The organism is Duganella sp. FT27W (assembly GCF_009295655.1).
Classification (GTDB): Bacteria; Pseudomonadota; Gammaproteobacteria; order Burkholderiales; family Burkholderiaceae_D; genus Rugamonas; species Rugamonas zoogloeoides.
The window spans coordinates 707,201-733,478 of the sequence record NZ_WHIV01000003.1 but is presented as its reverse complement, the minus strand read 5'-3'; the positions used below and the strand labels follow the sequence as shown (position 1 = coordinate 733,478).

The 26,278-nt window shown below is 65.4% G+C and carries 20 protein-coding genes and 1 tRNA gene; 8 read left to right on the top strand and 13 right to left on the bottom strand.

Features of this window, described 5'->3' with window-relative positions:
- Positions 1–2 precede the first annotated feature (2 nt).
- Both F8197_RS15050 and F8197_RS15045 read right to left on the bottom strand, forming a co-directional pair.
- Positions 3–776: a hypothetical protein gene (locus tag F8197_RS15050; protein ID WP_152882548.1), complete on the bottom strand. Its 774-nt coding sequence runs from the start codon at positions 774–776 to the stop codon at positions 3–5.
- Positions 777–820: 44 nt separating this feature from the next.
- Positions 821–1,624 (bottom strand): helix-turn-helix domain-containing protein, encoded by an 804-nt coding sequence (locus F8197_RS15045; protein WP_152882546.1) that lies wholly within the window; start codon positions 1,622–1,624, stop codon positions 821–823.
- Positions 1,625–1,775: 151 nt separating this feature from the next.
- On the opposite strand from F8197_RS15045, the gene F8197_RS15040 reads away from it, so the two are divergent.
- A complete protein-coding gene (locus F8197_RS15040; protein ID WP_373996902.1) occupies positions 1,776–2,930 on the top strand; it encodes an MFS transporter in 1,155 nt (384 codons plus the stop codon).
- A gap of 32 nt (positions 2,931–2,962) precedes the next feature.
- Here the strand turns inward: F8197_RS15040 and dbpA are convergent, their stop codons facing one another.
- From dbpA to F8197_RS15025, 3 genes are all read right to left on the bottom strand, one after another.
- Positions 2,963–4,408, bottom strand: a complete 1,446-nt coding sequence (gene dbpA, locus F8197_RS15035; RefSeq protein WP_152882543.1) for an ATP-dependent RNA helicase DbpA — start codon at positions 4,406–4,408, stop codon at positions 2,963–2,965.
- 100 nt (positions 4,409–4,508) lie between these two features.
- Positions 4,509–4,733, bottom strand: coding sequence for a hypothetical protein (locus F8197_RS15030; RefSeq protein ID WP_019920197.1), 225 nt, complete (start codon positions 4,731–4,733; stop codon positions 4,509–4,511).
- Between the two features lie 120 nt (positions 4,734–4,853).
- Positions 4,854–6,527: an acid phosphatase gene (locus tag F8197_RS15025; protein ID WP_373996885.1), complete on the bottom strand. Its 1,674-nt coding sequence runs from the start codon at positions 6,525–6,527 to the stop codon at positions 4,854–4,856.
- 137 nt (positions 6,528–6,664) lie between these two features.
- Between F8197_RS15025 and F8197_RS15020 the strand changes: the two genes are divergently transcribed.
- On the top strand, positions 6,665–6,889 hold the full coding sequence (locus F8197_RS15020; protein WP_152882541.1) for a hypothetical protein: 225 nt from the start codon (positions 6,665–6,667) through the stop codon (positions 6,887–6,889).
- A gap of 50 nt (positions 6,890–6,939) precedes the next feature.
- On the opposite strand, the gene F8197_RS15015 is transcribed toward F8197_RS15020, so the two are convergent.
- The 8 genes from F8197_RS15015 to F8197_RS14980 form a co-directional block, all read right to left on the bottom strand.
- Positions 6,940–7,143: a hypothetical protein gene (locus F8197_RS15015; RefSeq protein ID WP_152882539.1), complete on the bottom strand. Its 204-nt coding sequence runs from the start codon at positions 7,141–7,143 to the stop codon at positions 6,940–6,942.
- A 168-nt stretch (positions 7,144–7,311) separates the two neighbouring features.
- Positions 7,312–7,388, bottom strand: a tRNA-Met gene (locus tag F8197_RS15010).
- A gap of 74 nt (positions 7,389–7,462) precedes the next feature.
- Positions 7,463–8,632, bottom strand: coding sequence for a class I SAM-dependent methyltransferase (locus tag F8197_RS15005; RefSeq protein WP_152882538.1), 1,170 nt, complete (start codon positions 8,630–8,632; stop codon positions 7,463–7,465).
- A gap of 252 nt (positions 8,633–8,884) precedes the next feature.
- Positions 8,885–9,868: a hypothetical protein gene (locus F8197_RS15000; RefSeq protein ID WP_193333441.1), complete on the bottom strand. Its 984-nt coding sequence runs from the start codon at positions 9,866–9,868 to the stop codon at positions 8,885–8,887.
- Positions 9,869–9,943: 75 nt separating this feature from the next.
- Positions 9,944–10,153, bottom strand: a complete 210-nt coding sequence (locus F8197_RS14995; protein WP_152882537.1) for a hypothetical protein — start codon at positions 10,151–10,153, stop codon at positions 9,944–9,946.
- 43 nt (positions 10,154–10,196) lie between these two features.
- Entirely contained in the window at positions 10,197–10,751 is a 555-nt protein-coding gene (locus F8197_RS14990) for a putative metalloprotease CJM1_0395 family protein (protein WP_152882535.1), read from the bottom strand.
- A 44-nt stretch (positions 10,752–10,795) separates the two neighbouring features.
- Positions 10,796–14,641, bottom strand: coding sequence for an AAA family ATPase (locus F8197_RS14985; protein WP_193333440.1), 3,846 nt, complete (start codon positions 14,639–14,641; stop codon positions 10,796–10,798).
- Positions 14,638–15,885 carry an exonuclease SbcCD subunit D C-terminal domain-containing protein gene (locus tag F8197_RS14980; RefSeq protein ID WP_152882534.1) on the bottom strand — a complete coding sequence of 416 codons (1,248 nt, stop codon included), beginning with the start codon at positions 15,883–15,885 and terminating at the stop codon, positions 14,638–14,640. The genes F8197_RS14985 and F8197_RS14980 overlap by 4 nt, the downstream gene beginning before the upstream one ends.
- Before the next feature lie 150 nt (positions 15,886–16,035).
- On the opposite strand from F8197_RS14980, the gene F8197_RS14975 reads away from it, so the two are divergent.
- The 6 genes from F8197_RS14975 (at position 16,036) to clpB (ending at position 26,250) form a co-directional block, all read left to right on the top strand.
- Positions 16,036–17,025, top strand: a complete 990-nt coding sequence (locus F8197_RS14975) for a DUF2804 domain-containing protein (RefSeq protein WP_152882532.1) — start codon at positions 16,036–16,038, stop codon at positions 17,023–17,025.
- Between the two features lie 21 nt (positions 17,026–17,046).
- Positions 17,047–19,521 (top strand): bifunctional acetate--CoA ligase family protein/GNAT family N-acetyltransferase, encoded by a 2,475-nt coding sequence (locus F8197_RS14970; protein ID WP_152882530.1) that lies wholly within the window; start codon positions 17,047–17,049, stop codon positions 19,519–19,521.
- Positions 19,522–19,681: 160 nt separating this feature from the next.
- A complete protein-coding gene (locus F8197_RS14965) occupies positions 19,682–20,386 on the top strand; it encodes a hypothetical protein (RefSeq protein ID WP_152882528.1) in 705 nt (234 codons plus the stop codon).
- Positions 20,387–20,518: 132 nt separating this feature from the next.
- Positions 20,519–23,083 (top strand): DUF349 domain-containing protein, encoded by a 2,565-nt coding sequence (locus F8197_RS14960; RefSeq protein WP_152882526.1) that lies wholly within the window; start codon positions 20,519–20,521, stop codon positions 23,081–23,083.
- Positions 23,080–23,565 carry a molybdenum cofactor biosynthesis protein MoaE gene (locus F8197_RS14955; protein WP_152882525.1) on the top strand — a complete coding sequence of 162 codons (486 nt, stop codon included), beginning with the start codon at positions 23,080–23,082 and terminating at the stop codon, positions 23,563–23,565. Before F8197_RS14960 ends, F8197_RS14955 begins: the two co-directional genes overlap by 4 nt.
- Positions 23,566–23,652: 87 nt before the next feature.
- The gene (gene clpB, locus F8197_RS14950) at positions 23,653–26,250 is read left to right on the top strand and encodes an ATP-dependent chaperone ClpB (RefSeq protein ID WP_056143993.1); all 2,598 of its coding nucleotides are present in this window, start codon (positions 23,653–23,655) and stop codon (positions 26,248–26,250) included.
- Positions 26,251–26,278: the final 28 nt, after the last annotated feature.

Here is a 26,278-nt window from a genome sequence, read left to right as displayed (position 1 = left end):
GTTTAGCGATGCAACACGTGGCGCAGCGTCGGTTCGATATTGCGCCGGTGGAGTTCGGCCACGATGTCTTCGAGCGTGGCGTGCTGCAGCAGCAGTCCTGACGCGTTGTCGTCATCGGCTGCCGGGGCTATGGTCGCGCTCTTGGCGGTGATCGCCTGGGCTGGCGCGGTTGCGTTGCCGGTTGCCGCTTGCAGCACCTGCATCGCATGCTCGAACTGTTCGGCGGTGATGCTGTCGAGACCATGCAGGAACGCGGCCTGCGCGCTGATCGGCGGCGGCATCTCCAGTCCCAGATCTTCGGCCAGCGACGCGCCCATGGCGGGGTTGATGAACGCGGCCCACAAGCCGCTGCGCTGGTGCAGGCAGGGCGGCAGTTCCACCACGGTGGCGCCGGGTGCCGCATCGAGGTCGGCGAAATATGCCTGGTGCAGCAGGGCGTGGAAGCGCTGAAGCCGCGCCAATGGTACCGGTTGCGCGAACGACAGCCACAGGTTGTACTTGTCGGCGCCGTTGACGCTGACCGCCGGCGCCGGCAATTTCAAATCCTGTTGCAGCGCGTTGGCCACGTCGCACAGCAGCAGCCAGTGCTGCTCGTCGGCGGCGCGCGGGAAATCGAGCGCCAGCGCGCGCGCCGTGGCGGTCGCCGTGCCGCCGTTGGTGGCAAGGTCGATGGCCAGGGTGGTGTTGGCGCGCAGGTGGTCTTCCAGCGCGGCGGTCACCGGGTACTGGTTGTCGGGGAGGTAGAGCCTTCTGAGCTCGGCGATGAGTTTTTCCATGATCGCTGCATTGTAGTTGATCGCGCCGCAGGTCCCGGTATTGATTACTCCACCTCGACCGGTGTGCGCCATTCCGTCAGATAGTGCTGCGGCGTCTTGCCCAGGATGCGGCGGAACATGGCGGTAAACGCGCTGGGACTCGCATACCCGAGTGCCGCCGCGATGGCGCCCACGCTGTGGCCTTGCGCCAGCCGGCCGAACGCCTCGGCCAGGTGTACCTGCTGCACCCACTGGCGGTAGTGCAGGCCGGTCTCCTGCGGGAATAGCCGGATCAGCGTGCGCGCGCTGGCGCCCACGTCGGCGGCATGATCCTCGATGGTGCGGGCGCTGCCCGGATCGGCCACGATGGCGTCGCACACGGCCACCAGGCGCCGGTCGCGCGGCCACGGGATTGCAATTGGCACCGTCTCCGCCGCTGCCAGTTCCGAGAGGATCAGCATGGCCAGGTGTTCGCCGCGGCCGGGAATCGGGTATTCGATCGGCTCTTCCAGCAGCGCCAGGATCAACTGCCGCAGCAGGGCGCTCACCTCGATCAGGCGGCAGGTGTTGCCGTAGCTGGCCGCCGCCGATGGTTCGATGTAGATGGTACGCATGGTTACCTTGCTCATCGAGGTCCAGTAGTGCACGACACCGGGCGGGATGAACAGCGCGCGACGCGGCGGCAGGATCCAGACACCGAGGTCCGTGTTCACCCGCATCAGTCCCGCCGTGGCGTACAGCAGCTGCGCGCGTTCGTGGCTGTGCGGCTTGACGGTGACGCCATGCTGTTCATCGCGCGCCATGGCAGTGACTACGCGCGGCACGCGCTGGTAGTCGCGGTGGTCGCTACTGCGTTCGGGAGGGGCCATTTGTCACCTTTTCGACGAAGATTGGAATATCCGGTGTTGCCGGCCATATTACACTTCCAGCTCTTCATAACAAGGTGTCTCCATGAACTCCACTGCTGCCACAGCCTCCGCGCCGCCACGAAGCGCGCCCGCTACCCAGTCCCAGACCGTCATGCAAATTCTCGGCGCGGTCGCTTTTGCGCACCTGCTCAACGATCTGGTGCAGGCCATGCTGCCGTCGATCTACCCGATGCTCAAGGCCGAATTCGGGCTGTCGTTCACCCAGGTCGGCCTGATCACGCTGACGTTCCAGTGCACCGCATCGCTACTGCAACCGTGGATCGGCCTGTACACCGACCGCCGTCCGATGCCTTACCTGCTGCCGGCCGGGATGGTGGCCACGTTCATCGGCGTGCTGATGATGGCGGTGGCGCACAGCTTCCCGGCGCTGCTGGTATCGGCCGCACTGATCGGCGTCGGTTCCTCGACCTTCCACCCCGAGGCGTCGCGCGTGGCGCGTACTGCGTCGGGCGGGCGTTTCGGCTTTGCGCAGTCGCTGTTCCAGGTCGGTGGCAACGTGGGTTCGGCGTTGGGTCCCGTGCTGGCCGCTGCCATCATTATCGGCCGTGGCCAGGGCAATATCGGCTGGTTCGCGGTGCTGGTCGGCGTGGCGTTCGCGGTGCTGGTGTACGTGAGCCGCTGGCACAGCGCCCACCTGGCCAGCTTGCCGCGCAAGAAGGCGGTCGTGGCGCAGTCGCCGCTGCCCAAGGCGCGCGTGTATGGCGCGCTGGCCGTGCTGGCGCTGCTGGTCTTCTCGAAGTACATTTATATGTCGAGCCTGAGCAGCTACTACACGTTCTACCTGATCGATAAATTCGGCGTGTCGGTGTCGTCGGCGCAGATGTATCTGTTCCTGTTCCTGGGGGCGGTGGCGGCAGGAACCTTCATGGGCGGCCCGATCGGCGACCGCATCGGCCGCAAGCGCGTGATCTGGATGTCGATCCTCGGTGCGGCGCCATTCACGCTGGCGTTGCCGTACGTGGACCTGTTCTGGACCGCAGTGCTGACGGTGGTGATCGGCTTCGTGATCTCGTCGGCGTTTTCCGCCATCGTGGTGTTCGCGCAGGAGCTCATGCCGGGCAAGGTGGGCATGATCGCGGGGATTTTCTTCGGTCTGATGTTCGGCGTGAGCGGCATCGGCGCGGCGGCCATGGGCCACATCGCCGACGTGGCCGGCATCGCCTACGTGTACAAACTGTGTTCGTACCTGCCGCTGTTGGGGATCCTGACGGTGCTGCTGCCGCATATCGAGCAGCACAAGCGCTGACGTAATAATGCCGGCTTGCGCCGGCATTATTTTTAAACCTCGATAAACCGCATCTTGAAGTTGCGGCCCTTGATGGCGCCGAAGTCGCCACCGAGCGGGTTGTTCTTGCTCAGCCGATCAAACGCCTCGTACGCTACCCGGCGGTCGAGCGCCACGTAGGTCTGGAACTCGAACACGTTGATCTTGCCCACCTGCTCCTTGCTCAGGCCCGCCTCGCCGGTGAGGGCGCCCAGCAGGTCGCCGGGACGCAGCTTGTCCTTTTTGCCGCCGCTGATCACCAGCGTCATCATCGGCGCCGGATCGACGCCGTAGTCGCCGCCGTCCAGGCTTTTCAGGTCGTACCATTCGACCGGCGCGCTCTGGTATTCCTCGATCAGCTTGACCCATTTTTTCTCGTTCGGCGCGCACAGCGACAGCGCCATGCCTTTTTCGCCGCCACGGCCGGTGCGGCCCACGCGGTGGATGTGCACTTCGGTGTCTTTCGAGACATCGACATTGATCACCGCTTCCAGGTTCGGGATATCGAGGCCGCGCGCGGCGACGTCGGTGGCCACCAGTACCGAGCAGCTGCGGTTGGCGAACAGCACCAGGATCTCGTCGCGCTCGCGCTGTTCCAGTTCGCCGTACAAGGCCAGCGCCGTGAAGCCCTGTTCGCGCAGGTGCTCGGTCAGTTCGCGGCACTGCACCTTGGTGTTGCAGAAGGCAATCGCCGACACCGGCTTGTAGTGGCCCAGCAGCGTGGCCACGGACTGGTTGCGGTTGTCGAAGCCGATCTCGAAGAACAGCTGCTCGATCTGGCTGTTGTCATGCTGCGCCTGCACCGTCACTTCGACCGGATCGACCAGGAAGGAATCGGTGGCGCGGCGGATGTCGTCCGGGTAGGTGGCCGAGAACAGCAAGGTCTGGCGGCGCTTCGGACAGGCACTGACGATGCCGGCGATTTCGTCGTAAAAGCCCATGTCGGTCATGCGGTCCGCCTCATCGAGCACCAGGGTTTCCACCTTGGACAGGTCGAGCGTGGCGCGACCCAGGTGGTCGCGCACGCGGCCTGGCGTGCCGACGATGATGTGGGCGCCATGTTCGAGCGAAGCGATTTGCGGGCGCATCGGCGAGCCGCCGGTGAGCACCAGCACCTTGACGTTGCCGGTGCTGCGCGCCAGGCGGCGCAGCTCATTGGCCACCTGGTCGGCCAGCTCGCGGGTAGGGCACAGCACCAGCGCCTGCACCGCGAACCACGCCGGATTGAGTTTATTCAGGATGCCCAGGCCAAAGGCGGCGGTCTTGCCGCTGCCGGTTTTCGCTTGCGCGATCAGGTCGCGGCCGGCGAGCACCGACGGCAGGCTTTGGGCCTGGATGGTGGTCATTTCCTTGTAGCCGAGCGTGTCGAGGTTTTCCAGCAGTGCGGGATTGAGCGCCAGGCTGGCGAAGGAGGTCGCGTCGTCTTGCTGATCGGGCGCGAAGGTGTCGGTGGATGTCATGGTGTCAGACCTGTTCAAAAAGGACGTTGGCACAGTCTAACAGGCTCCGTTCCGGCCCTGATGCTGTGTGAGGGAATGCTGAAGGTACTACTGGTAGAACTTAATCGGGTGCCCACACGGGCAGGCCGGTGAGATCGAGCTTGTCGTCGCGCACCCAGACCGGCAGGCCCGAGTTGTCGGTCGGCTCGAGCAGTTCGAGCTGTTCCTGCTTGAGGCCAGACCGGCGCGGACGTGGCGCTGGCGGCCGTTTGGCTTCCGGTTCGAGCGGCGCGGCCGGGCCGAAACCGGGCAGGTCGAACGTGGCGTTGTCTTTTTTATCTCTCATTGCGCAATCTCGTGCCCACGACGCATTTCCAAAAAGCGTCGCTCAAAACAAAAGCCCGGCTGCGAGAGTCGGGCTCAGTGAAGCGCGCAGTGTATCACAAAGCGCGTGGGCAAAAAACCTTTAGCGGAAGCTCAACGCGCCAGTCAAATCGCCTGGCGGCGTGGCGTGGTTGGCCGCAAACGCCTCGTTGCGCACCTTGAGCCCCTGCAGCAGCGGCAGGCCGTGCAGGCGCGTGATGAAGCGCAGGATCGACGTCGTATCGTAGAAGCTGTGATCGACCTGGCCCTTCTTCGAGAACGGCGAGATGACGATGGCCGGAATGCGCGAGCCCGGACCCCAGCGGTCGCCCTTGGGTGGCGCCACGTGGTCCCACCAGCCGCCGTTTTCATCGAACGTGATCACCACCACCATGTTGTTCCATTGCGGCGATTTTTTCAGGTGCTCGATCACGTTGGCGATGTGGGCGTCGCCCGATTCGATGTCCGAATAACCCGCGTGCAGGTTCAGGTTGCCCTGCGGTTTGTAGAACGTCACGGCTGGCAGCTTGCCGGCTACGGCTGCGGCGATGAATTTGTTCGAGATCGGGCTGTCACCGAGGCCGCCGTCGCGCAGGTGCTCGGCGCGCGCAGCGGTGCCGGGTGCGAACTGCTTGAAGTAGTTGAACGGCTGGTGGTGGAACTGGAAGTTAGGTTTGCTGCCGCCGCCCTTGCGATCGAGCGCCGCCTGCCAGCCGCCGCCATACCACGCCCAGCTCACGCCTTTGCGCGACAGCAGGTCGCCGATGGTGTCGTAGGTTTGCGGCGGCAGCGTGTTGGCGTCGGCCGGATCGGCAGCCAGCGGATCGCCGTCGTAGGCCGGGCGGATATAGCTGGGTTGATACGGCGGCGCCATGGTGTTGACCACGTAGCCGTCCGGCGTGATGGCGCCATCGTTGACGTAATGGGGTTTGCCGTCCAGCGCCGACTTGGGCGAGTCGGGTTTGACGGCCAGGCGCACGCCTTGCGGGCCGTCTTCGAGTACCGCGATTTTCTTTTTGGCGGCGGTGTCGGCGGCATTGAAGTATTCGTTGGCGCGGCCGGTGACCAGGAACTGGTGATTCATGTACGAGCCACCGAAGGCCGCCATGAAGAAGTTGTCGCACAGTGTGTACTGGCGCGCGATCTGCCACAGGTTGAGGTTTTTCGACGTCTCGCCGTAGTGGCCCATCACCAGCCCGCCGCTGTCGGCCCACGCGGCAAAGCCGTCGTTCTTGCCGCCGTTGATCTGCATCTGGTTGTTATAGAAGCGGTGCACCAGGTCGCGCGTGATGATCGCCTCGGGCAGCGGCTTGCCAGCCGTGTCGCTCAATTTGAACGGCGCGTTGGGCAGGTCCTTGATCTGGTCTTCCTTGATCAGGTAGTCGGTACCGCCGATGTTCTGCTGCTCGGGCACCATGCCGCCCCATACCTTGGGCAAGGTGGCAAGCACCGAACCATCGCGGTCGCGCTGCACATACGCGGCGGCCGGCACGTCGGACAGCGGCTGGGCGGTGCCGGGGAAGTCGGCGAACAGGTTGTTGAAGCTGCGGTTTTCCAGGTAGATCACGACCACGTTCTTGACGTTGGCCTTGAGCTTGGCGTCGAGCGGGCCCCTGGTGATGGCGGGCTTGGTGGCCGCTTCAGCCATCATGGGCAGGGTAGTAGCGATGCCGGTAGCGGCAGCAGCCTGGAAAATGCGCCGGCGTGAAGGGCTGGCGGGGGCATCCTGCTGTGCTGCCGTTGGTACTGCGCCCACTTGCTGGTCCTGATCGTTCACCGTTCACTCCTTCGAATTACTGAAAGGAATAATTGTGACAGTTTTGGCGGGATTTGGATATGTGACCGGGTTCATCCGGCTTTAATGTGCTTTGATTAGCGAAGATACTCGGGGCGCCAAAATGACACGGGCACCATGTGACCAGTCAGCATGGTATTGCTGGTTTCCATTTCGACGTAAATTTCGAAGAGCTGGACCGTGGCTGGGGTGAAGTGACCGAAGACGGTGCTGGCAAAGAAATGCGGTGCGTTGTGAATGCAGCAAACGTTCTGTCGAAGAAAATCATCAAGAGAAGCGCCACTCGCATCGGCGAAAAATCTCAGGAGGGAATTATGGAGCGTGGGGCTGGTTGCGGCAAGTAGTCCCAACTTCGATGAGAAGTTGGGGTGAGACAGGTCGAAACTGACGTGCATTACAAAGGTACTTGCAATGACAAAATTTCTTCCTTGGTCATTACGCGCCTCGGGCGTGGAATATCCGGCTTGGTGAACGCAGCGATCATTTCGGGCGTGAAGGGTACGCCATCAACGTAGACCACGCCATCGCGCTCCACGACAGTTACGTCATTACCGTAAGGTACGCGTTCCTCGCATACCTCGAATTGAGTGGGTGTCATGTTGAACTCCTGTATGGCTTGAATAAAAGCTGTATTGGCCGAGCCTGTTTTTAACGGGCAGTACACAGAGTTCAAGGCTAGCACATTGAGCCGGCTTGTGTAGAAAGCGAACATCCAAACGCAGAAAAACCGTTGATCTTCTGATGAAAATCAACGGTTTGCTGTATCTGGTTGCGGGGACAGGATTTGAACCTGTGACCTTCGGGTTATGAGCCCGACGAGCTGCCAGACTGCTCCACCCCGCGTCTGAGGCATGAATTATATACAGGTTCAGCCGATTGCGCAAGGACAGCTTTTCATGCTGCCCTGGAGTAAGGGTTTAGGCGGTTGCCAGGCGCCACAGCGATGTTACTTCGGCGGCGCGGGCTTTGTGCAGCGGATCGCTGGCGTCGGCGGCGCGCGGGTGGGTGGGGCGCACGTCGATGCGGTCCACTACCTTCAGGCCGGCTTCGGCGATCCACGCCAGCAACTCGGCGCGCGGGCGCAGGCCCAGGTGCTCGGCCAGGTCGGACAAGATCAGCCAGCCTTCGCCGCGCGGCGTCAGGTGTTCGGTCAGGCCGGCGAGGAAGCCGCGCAACATGCGGCTCTCTGGATCGTACACCGCGTGTTCGATGGCGGAACTCGGGCGGGCCGGCACCCACGGCGGGTTACACACGATCAGGGGCGCGCGGCCTTCGGGGAACAGGTCGGCCACTTTGAGCTCGATCTGCTGTTCGAGTTCCAGGCGTGTGATGTTTTCGCGGGCGCAGCTCAGCGCGCGCTGGTCCTGGTCGGTGCCGACTACGCGCTTGATGCCGCGCTGCGCCAGCACGGCCGACAGCACGCCGGTACCGATGCCGATGTCGAATGCCAGCGATGTATCGGATGGCAGCGGTGCCTCGGCCACCAGTTGCACGTACTCGCCACGCACGGGCGAGAACACGCCGTAGTACGGGTGGATGCGTGCGCCCAGCGCCGGAATCTCGACGCCGGTGCGGCGCCATTCGTGGGCGCCGATCACGCCCAGCAGCTCGCGCAGCGAGGCAACGAACGGTTCTTCGAATCGACCGTACGCTTCGTTGCAGGCCAGTTGCACGTCGGGTGCGCGGCGCAGCGGCAGCGTGTAGCCGTCTTCGAATGGCAACAGCAGCATGGCCAGGGTGCGGGCGCGTTGCGATTGGGCCTGGCGGTGCAGGTGGAATGCCTCGGTAGGCGTGGCCGGGGTTTTTGCCGGCTTGGCTTTCTTGGCGGGCTTGCTCTTGTGGTCGGCGCGGCGGGCCAGCGCCTGCAGCAGCTGGCGCGCGTTCTGGAAGTCGCCGCGCCACAGCAGTGCAGTGCCTTCGCACGCGAGGCGATACGCGACATCGGCGTTGGTGCGGTCGTCGGCGATGACCACGCGTTTTGGGGGCGGCATGCCCGCCTCGGAGCGCCAGCGGGCGCTGTGCTGCACGCCGTTTTCCTCCCAGTGGATTTGTTGCGGCGTAGGGGAGGCGGGGGTATTTGCGGACATGGCGGGCGATCGGTAAAGGTAATAAGCGGTAATAAGCGGATGGACGACGCAAGGCACGCAAAAAACGCCGGCGACGCGTTGCGTTCATCCGGCGTTGGCGTGGTTAGTGCGTGATACGGGTGCGTATTATACCGGGGCACGCGAGCAAGCCATCAGCGGGAAGCTAGCGGGCAGCTAGCGTGTCACCACCAGGCCGATGCCGGATCGTTAGCGGGCCGCAACCGGGATCGCTCGCGCGTCGATGCCGCGCTGTCAGCGCGCGGGCGTTTCCTCGGCCGGGGCGGTATCCGTTGTCGCAGCAGGCGTTGCTGCGGCAGCCGATGCTGCGGCAGCCGCTGCTGCGGCAGCCGATGCGTCCGGCACCGGTGCTTCGATCTGCGAGGTTGCCGCGTCAGGCTGTGTCTTGACCGGCATCGTCACGTCATCCACCGGCGCCTGCTCCCCGTAGGCGGCGGCCGATTTGGCCTTGTCGGCGGCCGAAGGCGCGGCGTAGGTGTCGGCGTTCTTGCTATCGACCAGGTTGAGCAGGCGCAGCGAGAGGCCGCGCAGGGTGTTGCGGTCAATATTGTCGCTGGTCTGGTCGGACTGGTCGCCGCTGCTGGACAGGGCCGACTGCAAATCGCGGCCGATCAGCTGGAACAGGTCGGCCAGCGTGCCGGGGAAATCGATATTCGGCACCTTGACGGTGGGCAGGTCGGCAAGATCGCTGCTCTGCGGCCTGGCGTCGGCCTTGTCGGCGGCGGGCTTGCCGGTCTGGCTGCCGGCGGCGGCATTGAGCTGGAAGTCGTATTTGACTTCCACTTCGAAGTCGAACTTGCGGCCGTCGGCGGTGGTGATGGTGCCCTTGCCGATGAAGTGCGAGCTGTCGGTCAGGCTCAAGCCGGCCAGCGTGCGCACGCCGTTGGCGTCGGACGTTTGCTGCACGCCCATCGCCACGCTGGACGAGGCTTCCAGGCTGGCCGAGTCGAAATCGATGGTGGCGCCCTTGGCGTCGTCGCCGAACAGCGCGTGGGTGAAGCTGCTGACAAAATCCTGCGCGAAATCGACGGTGGCATTGCCCAGCGAAGCCACGCGCTGCTGCATGTCCAGCGCGTTATTCGACAGCTTCGACAAGGTCGAGGCTTCGCCGGCCTTTTGCGTGGCAGGGGCGTTGGCGGTTTTACCCTCGGCCCGGGGACTGGCTGGATAGTAGTTTGCCGGCAGAGTGCGGGCGCCGAGTGCGGGGATGTTGGCCATGGCAGCTTCCGTTTGATAGTACTTCTATAACGGCCGGACTTTTCTGAACTTGAGGGTTTGCCGCTTTGTTAATGTTTAATGGTGGTGGGTCCAGCCTTCCGGCGCGGCCAGGTAGGAAGCCACGGCGTCTTTCTGGCCGATGGCGTGGTGCTTGACTTCACCGCATGGGCACACGCCCAGGTACGGCTGGATGTGCGAGCAGACCGACACTTTTTGCAGGCGTACCTGGACGGCCTTGGCGCACTTGGCGCATTTGAAGGTGAGGGTGCGTGGTGCTTTTAACATGATTAATCTGTGCAGGTTGGGACGAAAGGCGCGATTTTATCACTCACGCAGTCACATTGATGGTGGGCGCGGCGCCGGGTTCGATGGTGTAGCCGCGCTGCACGCGTTCACCTGGCGTGCCGTTGCCGCCATCCTGCTTTGCCAGTTCGGCCCTGGCCTGGGCTGCCATCTGCTGCGCCTGGGCGGCCACCGCGCGGTCGGCGCCGGAAGGATCGGCGGGTGCGGTGGCGGCGGCCTGGATCGAGGCCGCGCGGGCAATGGTTTCCTCGGGCGTGGCGCCGGGCGAGGTATCGATCTGCACCTCGCCGCCGATGGCGTAATTGACGCCGTTGGGGCCGCGCTGATAAGTGTAGGTGGCGCCGGAGATGGCCAGTCCTCCCGCTGCAGCCAGGTGGGCCTGCTCATGCTGGCGCACTTCGGTATCGCGTGCCTTGAGGTCTTCCACCATTTTGAGCGCCTCGGGCGTCAGGGTGGTGGTGCTGGAAGCGCCGGAGTCCTGCGACGTGGACGCCGCCGCAGGCGCGCCGGTGCGTGCCGGTGGCGTAAAACGCTCCGGCTGGCTGACGGCGGGGCTGATGGTGATGGCGCCTATGCTCATGGTGAACTCCCATGCAGGAGCTCAAATCATAGCACGGCTGAAAACTACACCACGCTGATGGTGCTGCGCCCGCCGGCAGCCGGCTGCACCAGGATCTTGGTCGAAATCCGCTCGGTCATTTCCTGCACGTGCGAGATCACGCCCACCTTGCGGCCCATCGCCTGCAAGCCGTCGAGGGCATCCATCGCCACCCGCAGGGTTTCGGCATCGAGGCTGCCGAAACCTTCGTCGATGAACAGCGATTCCACCCGCACCCGGTTCGATGATAGCGAGGCCAGTCCCAGCGCCAGCGCCAGCGAGACCAGGAACGATTCGCCGCCGGACAGCGAGTGTACCGAGCGCATTTCGCCGCCCATGTCCTGGTCGCGCACGAGCAGCGCCAGCGACGGGCTGGCCGGATTCTGGATCCGTTCGAGCTGGTAGCGGCGCGACAGGTGATTCAGGTGGGCGTTGGCGTAACCGAGCAGCACATCGAGCGTGAACTGCTGGGCGTAGTTGCGGAACTTCTTGCCGTCGGCGGAGCCGATCAAGTCGCTCATGCGCGACCAGCGCTGCTCGATCGCTTCCTGTTGCGCGATCTCGGCCAGCATCGATTGCGAACGCTGGCGCCTGGCGTCGTCCTGCGCCAGCACCAGTTGCACGGCGGCGGCGCTGTCCTGGGCGGCTTTGCGCTCGGCCAGCAAGGTGTTGAGGGCTGCGGCCAGCACGGTCACTGGCGCCGCTGCAGTGGCCAGCGGGTCGTCTGCTGCATCGGTGCCGGCATCGCTACCATCAGCGGTAACGCGCACCGGCGGCGCTGCCAGTTGGTGCTGCGCACGCTGGCGCTGGCGTTCGGCCAGCACCGTGGCCGCATTGTCGGCGGCGCGGTCGATGGCAGCCAGCGCCGTGCGTTCGACGTCGATGGCGGCCGGCGGTTGCGCCAGCAGTGCATGCAACTGGCCGAGATCTGCCACGCCGGCGTCGCTGTCGTTCGACGGCTGGCGTTGCTGAAAGTCGGTCAGCCATTGCGCCAGTTGCTGGCGGGCTGTGTCCGCTGCCGTGCGCAAGGTGCTCAACCGGTTGCCGGCCTGTGTTTGCGCCTCGTCGGCGCGCACCCGCGCTTGCGCAGCCTGCTGCGCTTCGTGCTGGCGGGTGGTCAGCAGTGCGCGCGCCTGCTCGATGGCGGCAGCCAGCATGTGTTCGACCGCGCCCACTTCGCGTCCGCCCCACAGCGCCATGCGCTGGTCCTGGGTTTCCTTCAGTGCGGCGTCGGCCTGGGCAAATGCATGGCGCACTCCCAGCGCGTCTTCGCCGGCACGGCTCACGGCGTCGTGCTGCGCCTTCATTTCGACGTCGAAGGTGGCCAGCGACGTGCTGCGCTGGTCATGGGCGTCGCGCTGCGCCAGCCATTGCCGGCTTTCGGCCTGGCGCGCCTCGTGGAAGCGTGCGGGGGCCGCGCTCCAGTCGTCCTTCCAGCCGTCGTTGGGCAGGTCGCCACCAGTAAATGCCGGGTCCAGGTCGGCCAGCAGGTCGCCCAGGGTTGCCATCACCTCGCCGCGCTGGTCTTCCAGCGCCTTGGCTTCGGCACTGGCCTGCGCCAGCGCGGTGCTGGCCTGCGCGGCGGTGTCGTGCAGCTGCTTCATGTCGGCCGCTGCCGCTTCGTAGGCTGCCTGCGCCTGGTCGCGCGTGATGCGGGCCGCGTTCATTGCCCGGTCCTGTTGTTCGATCGCCTGCAAATTGGCGCGGGCGGTGTCCAATTGCGCTGCGAACCAGTCGCGGCGCGCATGTTCGGCCGGTGGCGGCGCCGGGCTGTCGTCGGCCAGCAGCGGGTGGTCGCGCCAGGCGGCGCTGGCACGCTCCAGTGCCTGGGTCATGCCATCTGCTTCGGCTGTCAGCGCCGTCAATTGCTCGCCGCTGGCGTGCACGGTGGCGCGCTGCACGGCCTGCTGGTTGACGTTGACGTCGAACTGGCGGCGGCAGCGCGCCAGCTCCGCCTGCAGGCTGTCCAGCATGCCCTGCATGGCCGGATCGTTGTGGCGATACGGGTGATCGTGGGCGCCGCACACGGGGCACGGCGTGTCGTCGGTGAGCGTGGCACGCAGCTTTTCGACGGTTGCGCCCGACGCGGCTTGCGCCAGTGTCAACGAGCGTTCGGCCTGCGCCAGCGCGGCGGCCAGGCCGGTGCCTTCGTGCAGCGCCGTCGCCAGCAATTGTTCGGCGGTGGCGCTGGCGGTGCGCAGTTGCTGGCGCTGGGCCTCCAGATGGGTGTGGCGCTGCTGGCGCGTGTCCAGCTCGAACCACAGCTTTTCGGCGCTGGCCAGCAGCTCGCGGTGCTGCTGCCAGCCGCTGCGCGCGGTGTGCAACTGCTCGGCGTCGAAGGCGGCCAGCGCGGAGTTGGCGTCCTGGCGCCGCGCTTCCAGCGTTTCGAGCACGGTGGCCGATGTTGCCAGCCTGGCGGCGGCTTGCGCTTCGTCGTCGCGGTGGGCTTTGGCGGCGCGCTGCACGCGCGCCAGCTGGTCGCTCAGGCGTTCGACTTGGCCGGCGGCCTGACCGGCCTGCGCAAACAGCACATCCCAGCGGTCCCACGACTGCGCCAGGGTTTGCCATTGCCGGTGTTGCGCCAGCCACGTGGCGCCGGCTTCCACCTGCGCCTGCAGGCGGCGCCGTTCATCTTGCCGTGCTTGCAGCGCCGCCTTGGCGGTCGCTTCGGCGTGGTTGGCTGTTTCGCAGGCAGTCGAGGCCTGGCGCCAGGCCGGCAGCATCGCTTCCACGCGGGCATCGAGCGCCTTGGCCTGGTCGAGCTGCGGTCCGGCCGTGCGCTGCGCCTCTTCCGCTTGCTGCACTTGCACGGCGGCCTGCTGCTGGCCGGCGTTGGCGCGCTCCAGTTGCAGCGCGGCGTCGGCCATCGCCTGGGCGGCGGCGGCCAGTGCCGCTTCGGTGGCGGCGATGTCCGCTTCGATGCGGGCGATGTCATTGGCCAGCGGCCGCGCCGCCTGCACGGCGACCAGTTGGGCGAGGGCGGCGCGGCGTGGGCTGGCCGCTGCCACGTCTACCGCTGCCCGTTCGCACGCCTGGCGCGCGGCCAGTTCGTCCTGTTCCAGCTGTTCCGCCTGGCGATGCCAGCGCAGCTCCTGTTCCAGGTCGGCCTTGCGCTGTTCCAGCGCTTGCAATGTTGCGGTGGCGGCCACTGACTGCGCTTCGATCTCCGCGCGCTCGTCGGTGGAGAGCGGCTTCTGGTCGGCCAGGCGGGCGTTGAGTTTTTGCAGCGCCTGTTGTTCGAGCTTGGCGCGCTCGAAGGCGCGCATCGAAATCTCGGTATAGACGGTGCTGCCGGTGAGGGTTTCCAGCAGTTCGCCGCGCTCATTGTCTTCCGACTTGAGGAAGGCTGAAAACTCGTTTTGCGCCAGCAGCACGGCGCGCGTAAACTGCTCGAACGACAGGCCGATGCGGCGTTCGATCTCGCCTTTGACTTCGGTCTTGGTGGCGCCGATCGGCTGTAATGCCGGCAGCAGGTGCAAGGTCATGGCGGTCGGTTGCAGCGCGCCTTCCACCCGGGTGCGCGAGCGGCGCACGCTCCAGCGCGCGCGGTACGATGCGCCGTCGTTGCCGATGAAGTCCACTTCGGCGTAGCCGTCCGCGGTGCCGCGCCGCAGCAGCGTGCGCGTATCCTGGGTGGAGACCGTTTCGCTGCCCACGTCGGCCAGCATGCTGCGCCCCGACACCTTGAGCAGCCTTGGCGTGTCGTCGTACAGTGCCAGGCACAGGGCGTCGAGCAGGGTGCTCTTGCCGGCGCCGGTGGGCCCGCTGATGGCGAACAGGCCAGTGGAGGCGAGCGGCTCCTGCTCGAAGTCCACCGAAAATTCCCCTGCCAGCGACGCCAGGTTTTTACCGCCGATGCGCAAAATTCTCATGGCAGCATCAACTCCGCAAAGGCGCTCAACTGATCGGGCGGCGCCTCGTTGCCGAAGCGCTGCTGGTAAAGCTGGCGGAAGATGTCGTCGGGTTTCAGCTGTTCCAGGCGGTCGAGCGTCATCACTTCCGCATCGAGCACTGAGCCGCGCGCCGCACTCGACGTCTCGATCTTTGCCAGGCGCACCGGTTTGCCGTCCAGCGCCGCTTCGATGCGCGCGCGCAGGCCCGGTTCAGGTGCGTCGAGCCGTACCCGCACTTCCAGGAATGGCTGTTCTTCGGTAGGCGCGTCCGGCACGTCCAGCGCTGCCAGTTCTTCCAGCACCTGGCCGATCAATGCCGGCCTGGCCGGCACCCGCAGCAGTTGCACCGCGCGCGGAATGGCAATCGGCACGATTTCGCGCACCGCGTCGCCATCGAGATCGATGCGCAGCACCTGGTGCTGGTAGCCTACCTCGGCAAATGACAGCGGGATCGGGCTGCCGCAATAGCGGATGTGCTGTTGCTTGCCCACGGCCTGCGCCAGGTGCAAATGGCCCAGCGCCGCGTAGGCGATGGCCGGGTCGAAGATCCCGGCCGGCAGCATCTCGGTACCGCCGATGACGATGCGGCGTTCGGAGTCGGCCGACATCTGGCCATCGACCATGTGGCAGTGGCCCATGGCCACGATGGCCTGGCCGGGCTGGCGCCTGGTCAGCGCCAGTGCCAATGCCTGCTTGTAGAGCAGGGCGATGCCGGCCAGGTAGGGATCGGCCGCGCTGTCGGCGGTTTCGGCGTCGGCATCTGCCGCTTTGCGCGGCACGTCGCCGGGGCGCAGGAACGGCACGGCCAGGCACCACGCCTGCACCGAACCGTCGGCGCCGGTGAGCGGCAGCACCAGGGCTTCCAGGTCGATGGCGCCGTCCGCGTGGCGCTGCACGGCGCCGATCACGCGGGTGCCGTGCGCTTCGAGCAGCGGTCCGGGTGCTTCGAGGCGGCCCGGTGAATCATGGTTGCCGCCCACGACCACCAGGTTCAGGTGCGGCATGCGCTCTTTGGCGCGCTGCAGGAAGCGGTACAGCTGCTTTTGCGAGGCCGACGAAGGATTGGCGTTGTCGAAGATGTCGCCGGCGATCAGGAGCGCGTCCGCGCGCTCGGCCACGATGGTGTCGAGCAGCCAGTCGAGGAAGCGCTGGTGTTCGTAGTGACGTTCGAAATTGTGCAGGGATTGGCCAAGGTGCCAGTCGGAGGTGTGCAGCAGACGCATGAATTGAGAGTAAACAACCGGGAAAAACACAATATAGCGCATCCGGACTGTCAGCTACTTTGAAATCCTTATTAAAATAGTGACGGGCCGGATGTCCGGCCATCGATACTCACCGGGCAGAGGACCAATCTTGAGAAAAACGGAACCAGCATGATCCTGCCTCACGCGCCGGCCAACCTATTGAGTGCCGACGGCCAGCCGCTGCTGGGCCGCTATGCCGGCCAGACCGGTCATATCGATTGGGACGGCCTGGCGCCGCCGTACGCGCATGGCGCGCTGTGGCGCCGCCTGCACCACAAGCGCTGGCATTACGTGGCGCTGTGCACCGAGCGGGTGTTTTGCGGCGTGGCGATCGTCGACCTGGGCTGGACCAGCACCGCGTTCGCTTATGCGTTCGACCGCAACGACGGCGACATGCTGGCCAATTTTTCCGCTGACGGCCGCCTGGGCCGGCGCGGTCGGGTGGCCGACCATTCGGGCGGCGCCAGTTATTTCGAGTCGCCCAAGGGCCGCATCGCGCTCGAGCCGTCGGGCGCGGGCAGCTTTACGCTGTCGGTGGCGTGCGACCACCTGGAGATCGACGCCGAATTCGGCCCGCCCAACGCGCCGCTGTTGCTGGCTGTGGGCACGGTGGCCGGCGGCGCCGTGCATACCACGCAAAAATCATCGGGCATGCCGCTCAGCGGCGAAGTGCGTACCTGGCGCGAGGAATACGACCTGGCCGGCGGCGTGGCCAGTTTCGACTACTCCAACGGCCTGTTGGCGCGCAACACTGCGTGGCGCTGGGCCTCGGCGCACACGCTCGAACTGGGGTTCAACCTGCAGGCCGGCTATTTCGGCGCCAACGAGAACGCCCTGTGGCTCGACGGCCAGGTGCACGCGCTGGCGCCGGCCCGCTTCCTGTACGATGCAAAAGATCCGCTATCGACCTGGCATATTTTTACGGAAGACGATTTGCTCGAGCTGCACTTCACACCCGAGGGAGCGCGCCGCGACAACCGCAATAACCTGGTCGCAGCCAGCCGGTTTTTGCAACCGGTGGGCACGTTCACCGGCTGGGTGCGCAGCACGCCCGACGAGCCGAAACGCATCGTAACGCAAATGATGGGCGTGACCGAGGAGCACACGTCGCGCTGGTAGCAACTCACTGAAAAGGGCCGCATGAGCATCAAACATCTCGACCGCTTGCTGGCGCCCCGTTCCGTGGCTGTGATCGGCGCGTCCGGCAAGCCGCACCGCGTCGGCACCCGCGTGCTGGCCAACCTGGCTGCCGGCGGCTTTGCCGCGGCGGGGAAAATCTGGCCCGTCAATCCCAAGTACACCGAGTTGCACGGCATGCCGTGCTACGCGCGCGTGGCTGCGCTGCCCGAGGCGCCCGATCTGGCGATTATTTGCACGCCGATGGCCACCATCGTCGGCCTGATCGCCGAACTGGGCGCGCGCGGCACCCGCGCCGTCATTGTCATGACGGAAGTGAGCGGCCGGGCGCAGCGCCAGGCGTTATTGGACGCGGCACGCCCGCACCTGCTGCGCATCCTGGGGCCGGGCAGCATCGGCCTGCAAGCGCCGGCCCTGGGTCTCGACGCCAGCTTCACGCATGGGCCGGCGGGCGCGGGCAAGCTGGCGTTCGTGTCGCAAGCGGGGGCGCTGGCGGGGGCGGTGCTGGACTGGGCCGGCGAGCGCGGCATAGGCTTTTCGCAATTCGTCACGCTGGGCGACGATGTGGATGTCGATTTTGGCGACCTGCTCGACTACCTGGCCGCCGATGCCGGCACCGAGGCGATTTTGCTGTGCGTGGAAGACTTGCGCTCGGCCCGTAAATTCATGTCGGCCGGACGGCTTGCGGCGCGCGCCAAGCCGGTGATCGTGTTCAAGCTGGGGGCGCGCCAGGAGCTCGATGGCAGCGCGGACCTGGTGTTCGACGCCGCCATCCGCCGCGCCGGCATGTTGCGCGTGCACTCCACCGAAGATTTGTTCGATGCCGTGGCAACGCTGGCACGCCACCGTCCGCAGCGCGGCGAGCGACTGGCCGTGCTGACCAATGGCGCCAGCCTGGCGCTGGTCGCGGCCGATGCGCTGGCGGCAGGTGAACTGCGCCCGGCGCCGGTGTCGCCAGCTACCCGCAAGCGCCTGGCGCAGCAGGGGTTAGCGATTGCCGCCAGCAGTACTGCCAACTCGACCGCAAACTCGACGGCCAACCTGGCGATCAACCTGCCGGCCGATGCTCCGGTAGCGCAGTATGTGGCAGCGGCAGGAGCATTGCTGGCCGACGACCAGACCGACGCACTGCTGTTCCTGCACGCGCCCGCAGCGATGGTGACGAGCGACGCGGTTGCGCAGGCACTGGCGCCGCTATTCCAGGCCGGTGGCCGCAATGTGCTGTCCTGCTGGCTGGGCGGCGTCTCGGCAGCAAGCGCGCGGCGGCAGTTTGCCGACGCCGGCCTGCCCACGTTCGAGACGCCGGAGACGGCGGTCCACGGCTTTTTGCAGATGGCCCAATACCGCCGCAACCAGGCCTTGCTGATGGAAGTGCCGGCCGGGGTGCCGGGCACCGCCGCGCCGCCCCGTGCGGCAGCGCGCACGCTGGTCAAGGCGGCGCTGGCGACGCACCGCAAGGAACAGGAAAAAAACAAGGGGCCGGTGGTCCTCAGCGACGACGAGGCGCGCAGTCTGCTGGCCGCGTATGGCATCGCCCTGGCCACGCCGCAGCAGGCCGCGCTGGCCGGCCACACACCGGCGGCGGTGCGTATCGGGATCGGTATCGACCGCGTGTTCGGGCCGGTGGTGTTCTTCGGCCAGGGCGGGCTGGCGGCCGAGGGTTTGGCCGACCTCACGGCTGACCGCACGGCCGGGCTGCCGCCGCTGAACATGGTATTGGCGCGCGACATGGTGGGTCGTACCCGCATCTCGCGCCTGCTCGCGCAAGGCCAGACCGCCGCCGATGCCGAAGCGCTGGTGCGCACGCTGGTGCAGGTGGCCGACATGCTGACCGATGTGCCGGAGCTGGCGGAACTCGACCTCAACCCGGTGCTGGCGATCGGCGGCGCGGTGGTGGCGCTAAGCGCGCGCCTGCAACTGGCGGCGCCGCGCAGCCGCCGTACACTGGCGATCCGGCCGTATCCGCAGGAGCTGGAGCAAACGGTGGCGTGGAATGGCGGCGACATCGTGCTGCGGCCGATCCGGCCCGAGGACGCCGCGCAGCACCAGGCGTTTTTCCACGCGCTCGATGCCGACGACGTGCGGTTGCGGTTCTTCACCGCCATGCGCGAGTTGCCGCCGGCCCAACTGGCGCGCCTCACCCAGATCGATTACGACCGCGCCATGGCTTTCATCGCGACCCGGCCGCTTGCCGGTGGCGGCGCCGAAACCCTGGGCGTGGTGCGCGCGGTGCTTGACCCCGCCAGCCAGAGTGCCGAGTTCGCCATCATCATCCGGTCGGACCTGAAGGGAAAAGGGCTCGGCTACATCCTGCTCGGCAAGCTGGTCGATTACTTCCGCTCGCGCGGTACTGCCGAGATCGTTGGCGATGCGCTGGCCGAGAACCTCGGCGTGCAAAAACTGGTGCGCCATTTCGGCGGCGTGGTTTTGCCGCACCAGGAACCCGGCATGGTGCGTTTGCAACTGCCATTGAAGTAGATTTCGCCCGCAGACTGTTATATATTGGACATTCAATTCATGCACCGCGTTGGACCAGGTTTGTCTTGGGTCAAGGCGCAGGTGTCGGAATTATTTACACTTTCCACTTCCGCTCTCGCTGTCTCGCCATGGGCGCGCAACTTCAGTTTTGGGAGTCAGAATGTTAACAGCCACATATACCTTGGTTGCGCTGTCGGTGGAACAAGCCAGCGTCCGCCTCAGCCTGCAATCGTTCCAGCAATACGTCCGTAATACCTTGCTGCAGCAAAACAGCATCACGCTCTCGCAGCTCGAGTTCGCTTGCGAATCGCTGCACAAGCTCTACCAAGCATGTCACTGGCGCAAGACCGAAATGTACCTGATCCCCGCGCTGCGCCAGACCACCGAGCGTGCCGACCACCTGCTAGACGAACTCAACCGCCTGAACCAGTCGGCGCTCACCGCCATCCGCAACTTGCAGGAAAAGATGGGTATTTTTGCCGGTATGCAGGATTTTCGCGTCGAGCAAGTGTGCGACAGCATCGAAACTTTTTGTTCGTCCATGTTGAAGCGGCTGGAAAAGGAAGAACAGGAACTGTTTGCCATCGCCCGTGCGGCATTTGCCGGCGACACCTGGTTTTCCATCGCCAACCAATTGATGATGCACGACAAGCACCTGGAAGAAATGAAGCGCTGTGCCCCGGCCGCTGCCGCGCCACGTGCTGCGGTCCGCCAACTCACGGACGCCCAGATCACGATACCGGGGTTGCAGGTATTGCCGCTGGTGGACGATGACGAGGAAAAAGAGGACATGCAGCACACCCGGCCGGCACGATCGCGGCCGGCGGCACGCCACGGCTTGCTCGACGAAGCCATTGCCAAATAGCTTGCGCAACAGCCTGGCAAACTGAGACTGACCGCGTCGTCCCGTCAAGAATTACACGCCCGCTGCACGCCCGCCGGGCAAATTCCTTCTGCTTTGCTATGATGGTGGTTTATCCCACCTCCATAGCGCCCCATGTTCGATTTCATCTTTAAGCGCACTACCGCCCAAACCCAGGCCACGCCCAATGCTCCGGGCGCAGCGGCTGCGGGCGCCGCCGCCGCTGCGGCTGCGGATTCGACCAGCCGCCGCGACGAGCAGGCGCAACGCGCCGCCGCGCTGGCTGGCGACGAAGTGGGCGCCGTGGCCCTGATCCTGCAAAGCGAATTTGCCGGCGTGCGCCTGGCTGCCGCCGAACACGTGCAATCGCAGCCAGGACTGGAACAAGTGCTGGCCGCCATGCGCAATACCGACCGCCGCGTGGCCAAGCTGATGCAGGGCCGGCTCGACGCCATCCGCTACCAGCAGGCCGAGCTGCAAAAAGCCCAGGCCTGCCTCGAACAGGCCCAGCGCCTGCTGAAGGAAGAAAAGCTGACACCGAACCAGGTGGCCGAACTCGATCGCCAGTGGGCCATCACGTCGGCGGTGCCGGCCGTGGCCGAGCCGTATGCGACCGCCCGCGCAGCGCTGGCCGCACGCCTGGAAGCGCAAGTGGCGCTGCAGCGCAAGATCATCGATGCCATGGCCGTGGTGCGCCAGTTGCCGGATGCAGGACTGCCGGTGGACGAGTCCGAACAAACGCTGGCGCGCCACGCGGCCGACCTGGCCGACTACCAGCAGGCGCCCGAGCACGCGGCATTGCCACGCCATTTGCTGTCCGATTACAACCAGGCCCTCGAGCAGGCACGTACTGCGCTCGCTGCTGCCGGGCGCCGGGCTGCTGCAGCTGCTGTCACCGCCGTACCTGGCGGCGCTTCTGCTGGCGCTGCTCCCGACTCAACCGCGGCCTCCGGCGCCGACGCACCGGGCGCTACGGCAGCCGACACCCCAGCTACTGCGGCAGCCGATCCATCGGCCGCCAATGCCGCCGGTGCCGAAGCCAGCCCTGCTGCCACCGCCGCCGCTCCTGCGCCCAAGAAGGAACGCCCACCGAAGCCCCAGCAATCGAAGGAAGTGGAAAAGAAATTCCTCGAAACACTGGAGGCCATGGAAGCAGCCCTCGAGCAGGGCTTGCTGCACGCCGCTGCCGAGCACGACAAATGGCTCAAGGATCACAAGATCCGCCTGTCGCAACAGCAGACCGACCACCTGAACCATGTCCGTGCCGAACTCAAGCGCCTGGCCGACTGGGCCCGCTGGAGCGGCAATGTTTCGCGCGAGGAACTGGTCAAGGCCGTGGAAGAACTGCCGGTCCAGGGCCTGTCGATGAGCGAGCTGGCGCAAAAAGTGGGCAGCATGCGCGAACGCTGGAAGGAGCTCGACGCCGTCTCCGGCCACGCGCCCAAGGGCTTGTGGGAAAAGTTCGACGCCGCCTGTACTGCCGCCTACGCGCCGGCCGCCGCCCACTTCAAGCACCTGGCCGAGGAACGCCACGCCAACGCTGCCAAGGCGCAAGCGCTGATCGACGAGATCCGCGCCATGGCCGAGTCGGCCCATGACGGCGCCGACCTGAAAAACGTAGCCGCTGCCGTGCAGCGGCTGCGCCAGGTGTGGGGCCGCCTGGGCGCCATCGACCGCAAGGAAAAGCGCAAGCTCGACCAGGCATTCGACAAGGCCCTGGGCCAGTTGCAGGCGCCATTGTCCGAACAGCGCAAGATCGAAGCCGCCAAGCGCGAGGAACTGATTGCCGAAGCCGAACAGTTGCAGCCGGCCGACCGCCACACGCTCGACAAGCTGCGCCGTCTGCAGGAACGCTGGCAGGAGCTGGCCAAGGCGTTGCCGCTCGAGCGCAAGATCGAGCAGGCGCTGTGGCAGCGCTTCCGCACCGTGTGCGATGCGATTTTCGCCAAGCGCAAGGAAACCGCCCACGCTGCCGACCACGAGCGCAAAGCCCACCTGCATGCGCGCGAAGACCTCTGCAAGGCGCTGGAAACGGCCACCTTCAGCGGCGACGACAAAGCCCAACTGGCAGCCATCGCCCACACCCTGCGCGATGCGCAAACGGCGTGGAACGGCGCCGGCGTAGTGCCGCGCGCGGCCGAAGCCCGCATCAACGAGCGTTACCAGGCGGCAGTGGCCGGCGTGCAAGCGCAAGCCGACGCCATCAAGCGCCGTGCCGGCGCCGCCCAGGCCAATGCACTGCGCGACAAGCTGCGCCTGGTGCAGGCGCTGGAGCAGTCGATTGCAGGGCAGGGCGAGCAACTCGGTGCCGACGCCTGGCAAGCCCGCTGGACCGCGCTGCCGCCGCTTGGCGGCGACTACGACAAGGCGCTGCAAGGCCGCTTTGCGGCGGGCGTGACGGCCCTGGAAGCGGGACGCGAGTCGTACACCAGGCAGCTGGAAGCCAATCGCGCCAAGCTGCTTGACGAAGTGCTGCGCCTGGAGATCGTCGCCGGCGTCGATTCCGGCGCCGAGTTCGCGCGCGAGCGCCTGAAAATGCAGGTGGAAGTGCTGCAATCGTCGTTGAAATCCGGCCAGAAGCCGCTGTCGGCCACCGCCGCCTACCTGCAATTGTGCGCGATGCCGGCGCTGGCCGACGACCGCACCGTCAGCCGTATCGAGCAGCTGCTGCGCCGGATCGGCGGTTCGGAGCGGGCATGAGCGAGGGTAGTCAACTCAATCAGGTCCGGATCCAGACCGAAGACTTCGACCTGACCACGGAAGTGGCGCGCCTGCGCGCCGCCAATCCGAAGATCGGCGCGGTGGTGACGTTTGTCGGCGCGGTGCGCGACCTCAACGACGGCGCCTCCGTGGCCGAGATGGAGCTCGAACACTATCCTGGCATGACCGAACAGTCGATTGCGGCCATCATCGAGCAGGCCAGGGTGCGCTGGCCAACCTTCGGGGCGCTGGTGATCCACCGGGTGGGGCCGCTCAAGCCGCTCGACCAGATCGTGCTGGTGGCGGCCACGGCCGCGCACCGCGGCGAGGCCTTTGCCGCCTGCGAGTTCATCATCGATTATCTGAAGACCGACGCGCCGTTCTGGAAGAAGGAAGTCACGCCCGACGGCGCCCGGTGGGTCGATGCCCGCGTGAGCGACGACGCGGCGCTGGCCAAATGGCAGGGGGCCGCCTCTACCTGATGTTGTCAAATGGTTCTGGTCGCAGGTCTTGAAAAGTAGTCGTACAACCCTATCTGTGCGCTAACTCAAATCTATCGGAGCATCACCATGCGGCAAGATAAACTCACCACCAAACTCCAGGAAGCCTTGTCGGACTCGCAGAGCCTGGCAGTGGGCAATGACAACCAGTACATCGAGCCCAGCCACCTGCTGCTGGCGCTGTTGAACCAGGACGACGGCAGTGCCCGCTCAATCCTGCAGCGCGCCGGTGTCAACGTTGGCGGTCTTACCAAGTCGCTCAAGGATGCGCTCGACCGCAAGCCCAAGGTCTCGGGCACGGGCGGCGACGTCCAGGCCAGCCGCGAACTCGTTGGCGTACTCAACCTCGCCGACCGCGAAGCGCAAAAACGCGCGGACCAGTTCATTTCCAGCGAAATGGTGCTGCTCGCCCTCACCGAAGACAAGTCCGACGCTGGCACCCTGGCCCGTGAAAGCGGCCTGACGCGCAAGGCGCTGGAAGCGGCGATCGAGGCCGTGCGCGGCGGCGGCAAGGTCGATTCGCAAGAGGCCGAAGGCCAGCGCGAAGCCCTGAAAAAATACACGCTGGACCTGACCGAGCGCGCCCGCGCCGGCAAGCTCGATCCCGTGATCGGCCGCGACGATGAAATCCGCCGCGCGATCCAGGTCCTGCAACGCCGCAGCAAGAACAATCCGGTGCTGATCGGCGAACCCGGCGTGGGCAAGACCGCGATTGTCGAAGGCCTGGCGCAGCGCATCGTCAACAACGAAGTGCCCGACTCGCTCAAGGGCAAGCGCGTGCTCGCGCTCGACATGGCCGCGCTGGTGGCCGGCGCCAAGTACCGCGGCGAGTTCGAGGAGCGTCTCAAAACCGTGTTAAAAGAGCTGGCGATGGACGAAGGCCAGACCATCGTCTTCATCGACGAAATGCACACGATGGTCGGCGCCGGCAAGGCCGACGGCGCCATGGACGCGGGCAATATGCTCAAACCCGCGCTGGCCCGGGGCGAGCTGCACTGCGTGGGCGCCACCACGCTCGACGAGTACCGCAAGTACATCGAGAAGGACGCCGCGCTCGAACGCCGGTTCCAGAAAATCCTGGTCGATGAGCCGAGCGTGGAAGACACGATCGCCATCCTGCGCGGCTTGCAGGACAAGTACGAGCTGCACCACAAGGTCGCCATTTCGGACGCCGCCATCATTGCGGCGGCGGAACTGTCGCACCGGTACATCACCGACCGCTTCCTGCCCGACAAGGCGATCGACCTGATCGATGAGGCTGCGTCGAAAATCAAGATCGAGATCGACTCCAAGCCCGAGGTGATGGACAAGCTCGAACGCCGCCTGATCCAGCTGAAAATCGAGAAAGAAGCGGTCAAAAAGGAAAAGGACGAAGGCTCGCGCCGCCGCCTGGACCTGATCGAGGAAGAAATCGAGCGCCTGCAACGTGAACTGAACGACTACGAGGAAATCCTCAAGGCCGAAAAAGCAGTGGTGCAGGGCAGCACCCATATCAAGGAAGAGATCGAGCGCATCAAGCTGCAAATGGAGCAGGCCACGCGCGAGAGCAACTGGCAGCGCGTGTCCGAATTGCAATACGGCCGCCTGCCCGAGCTGGAAGCGGAACTGAAGCAGGCGGAAACGGCTGCGGCCAACGGCGTCTCTCTGGAAAAGAATACGCCGCCGAAGCAGCGCCTGCTGCGCACCGAGGTGGGCGCCGAAGAGATTGCCGAAGTGGTGTCACGCGCGACCGGGATTCCCGTCTCGCGCATGATGCAGGGCGAGCGCGACAAGCTGCTGCACATCGAGGAAAAACTGCACGAACGCGTGGTGGGCCAGGACGAGGCGATTTCGGCCGTGTCCGACGCCATCCGCCGCTCGCGCGCCGGCCTGTCCGATCCGAACCGGCCATACGGTTCGTTCATGTTCCTGGGGCCGACCGGCGTCGGTAAAACCGAACTGTCGAAAGCCTTGGCCGGTTTCCTGTTCGACACCGAGGAATCGATGATCCGCATCGACATGAGCGAGTTCATGGAGAAGCACTCGGTGGCCCGCCTGATCGGCGCGCCACCCGGTTACGTCGGTTACGACGAGGGCGGGTATCTCACCGAAGCCGTGCGCCGCAAGCCGTACAGCGTGATCCTGCTCGATGAAGTGGAAAAAGCGCACCCGGACGTGTTCAACGTGCTGCTGCAGGCGCTTGACGATGGCCGCATGACCGACGGCCAGGGCCGTACCGTGGATTTCAAAAACACGGTGATCATCATGACGTCCAACCTGGGCTCGCATAAAATCCAGGCGATGGAAGATTCCGATCCGTCAGTGGTCAAGCTGTCGGTGATGGCCGAGGTACGGTCGCACTTCCGCCCCGAGTTTATCAACCGGATCGACGAGATCGTGGTATTCCATGGCCTCGACGAGAAGAATATCGGCGCGATTGCCAAGATCCAGCTGGCGATCCTGGAAAAACGCCTGGGCAAGATGGACATGGCGCTCGAGATCACCGACGCTGCGCTGCAAAAGATCGCCGAGGCAGGCTACGATCCCGTGTATGGCGCCCGTCCGCTGAAACGCGCGATCCAGCAGCAGATCGAAAATCCGCTGTCCAAGCTGATTCTGCAAGGACGCTTCGGTCCGAAGGACGTGATTCACGTCGATGCGGAAAATGGCGAGCTGACGTTCAAGTAACAGGTAACGGCTGGCGTTCAGCCGTCAT

Excerpts from the sequence above, each read along its gene's own strand:
- F8197_RS14990 (WP_152882535.1), bottom strand. The coding sequence starts at position 10,751 with ATGAGCATAGGCGCCATCACCATCAGCCCCGCCGTCAGCCAGCCGGAG.
- F8197_RS14980 (WP_152882534.1), bottom strand. The coding sequence starts at position 15,885 with ATGCGTCTGCTGCACACCTCCGACTGGCACCTTGGCCAATCCCTGCAC.
- F8197_RS15000 (WP_193333441.1), bottom strand. The coding sequence starts at position 9,868 with ATGGCCAACATCCCCGCACTCGGCGCCCGCACTCTGCCGGCAAACTAC.
- F8197_RS15045 (WP_152882546.1), bottom strand. The coding sequence starts at position 1,624 with ATGGCCCCTCCCGAACGCAGTAGCGACCACCGCGACTACCAGCGCGTG.
- F8197_RS15030 (WP_019920197.1), bottom strand. The coding sequence starts at position 4,733 with ATGAGAGATAAAAAAGACAACGCCACGTTCGACCTGCCCGGTTTCGGC.
- F8197_RS15005 (WP_152882538.1), bottom strand. The coding sequence starts at position 8,632 with ATGTCCGCAAATACCCCCGCCTCCCCTACGCCGCAACAAATCCACTGG.
- dbpA (WP_152882543.1), bottom strand. The coding sequence starts at position 4,408 with ATGACATCCACCGACACCTTCGCGCCCGATCAGCAAGACGACGCGACC.
- F8197_RS14970 (WP_152882530.1), top strand. The coding sequence starts at position 17,047 with ATGAGCATCAAACATCTCGACCGCTTGCTGGCGCCCCGTTCCGTGGCT.
- F8197_RS14985 (WP_193333440.1), bottom strand. The coding sequence starts at position 14,641 with ATGAGAATTTTGCGCATCGGCGGTAAAAACCTGGCGTCGCTGGCAGGG.
- F8197_RS14965 (WP_152882528.1), top strand. The coding sequence starts at position 19,682 with ATGTTAACAGCCACATATACCTTGGTTGCGCTGTCGGTGGAACAAGCC.
- clpB (WP_056143993.1), top strand. The coding sequence starts at position 23,653 with ATGCGGCAAGATAAACTCACCACCAAACTCCAGGAAGCCTTGTCGGAC.
- F8197_RS14960 (WP_152882526.1), top strand. The coding sequence starts at position 20,519 with ATGTTCGATTTCATCTTTAAGCGCACTACCGCCCAAACCCAGGCCACG.
- F8197_RS14955 (WP_152882525.1), top strand. The coding sequence starts at position 23,080 with ATGAGCGAGGGTAGTCAACTCAATCAGGTCCGGATCCAGACCGAAGAC.
- F8197_RS15050 (WP_152882548.1), bottom strand. The coding sequence starts at position 776 with ATGGAAAAACTCATCGCCGAGCTCAGAAGGCTCTACCTCCCCGACAAC.
- F8197_RS15040 (WP_373996902.1), top strand. The coding sequence starts at position 1,776 with ATGCAAATTCTCGGCGCGGTCGCTTTTGCGCACCTGCTCAACGATCTG.
- F8197_RS15015 (WP_152882539.1), bottom strand. The coding sequence starts at position 7,143 with ATGACACCCACTCAATTCGAGGTATGCGAGGAACGCGTACCTTACGGT.
- F8197_RS14995 (WP_152882537.1), bottom strand. The coding sequence starts at position 10,153 with ATGTTAAAAGCACCACGCACCCTCACCTTCAAATGCGCCAAGTGCGCC.
- F8197_RS14975 (WP_152882532.1), top strand. The coding sequence starts at position 16,036 with ATGATCCTGCCTCACGCGCCGGCCAACCTATTGAGTGCCGACGGCCAG.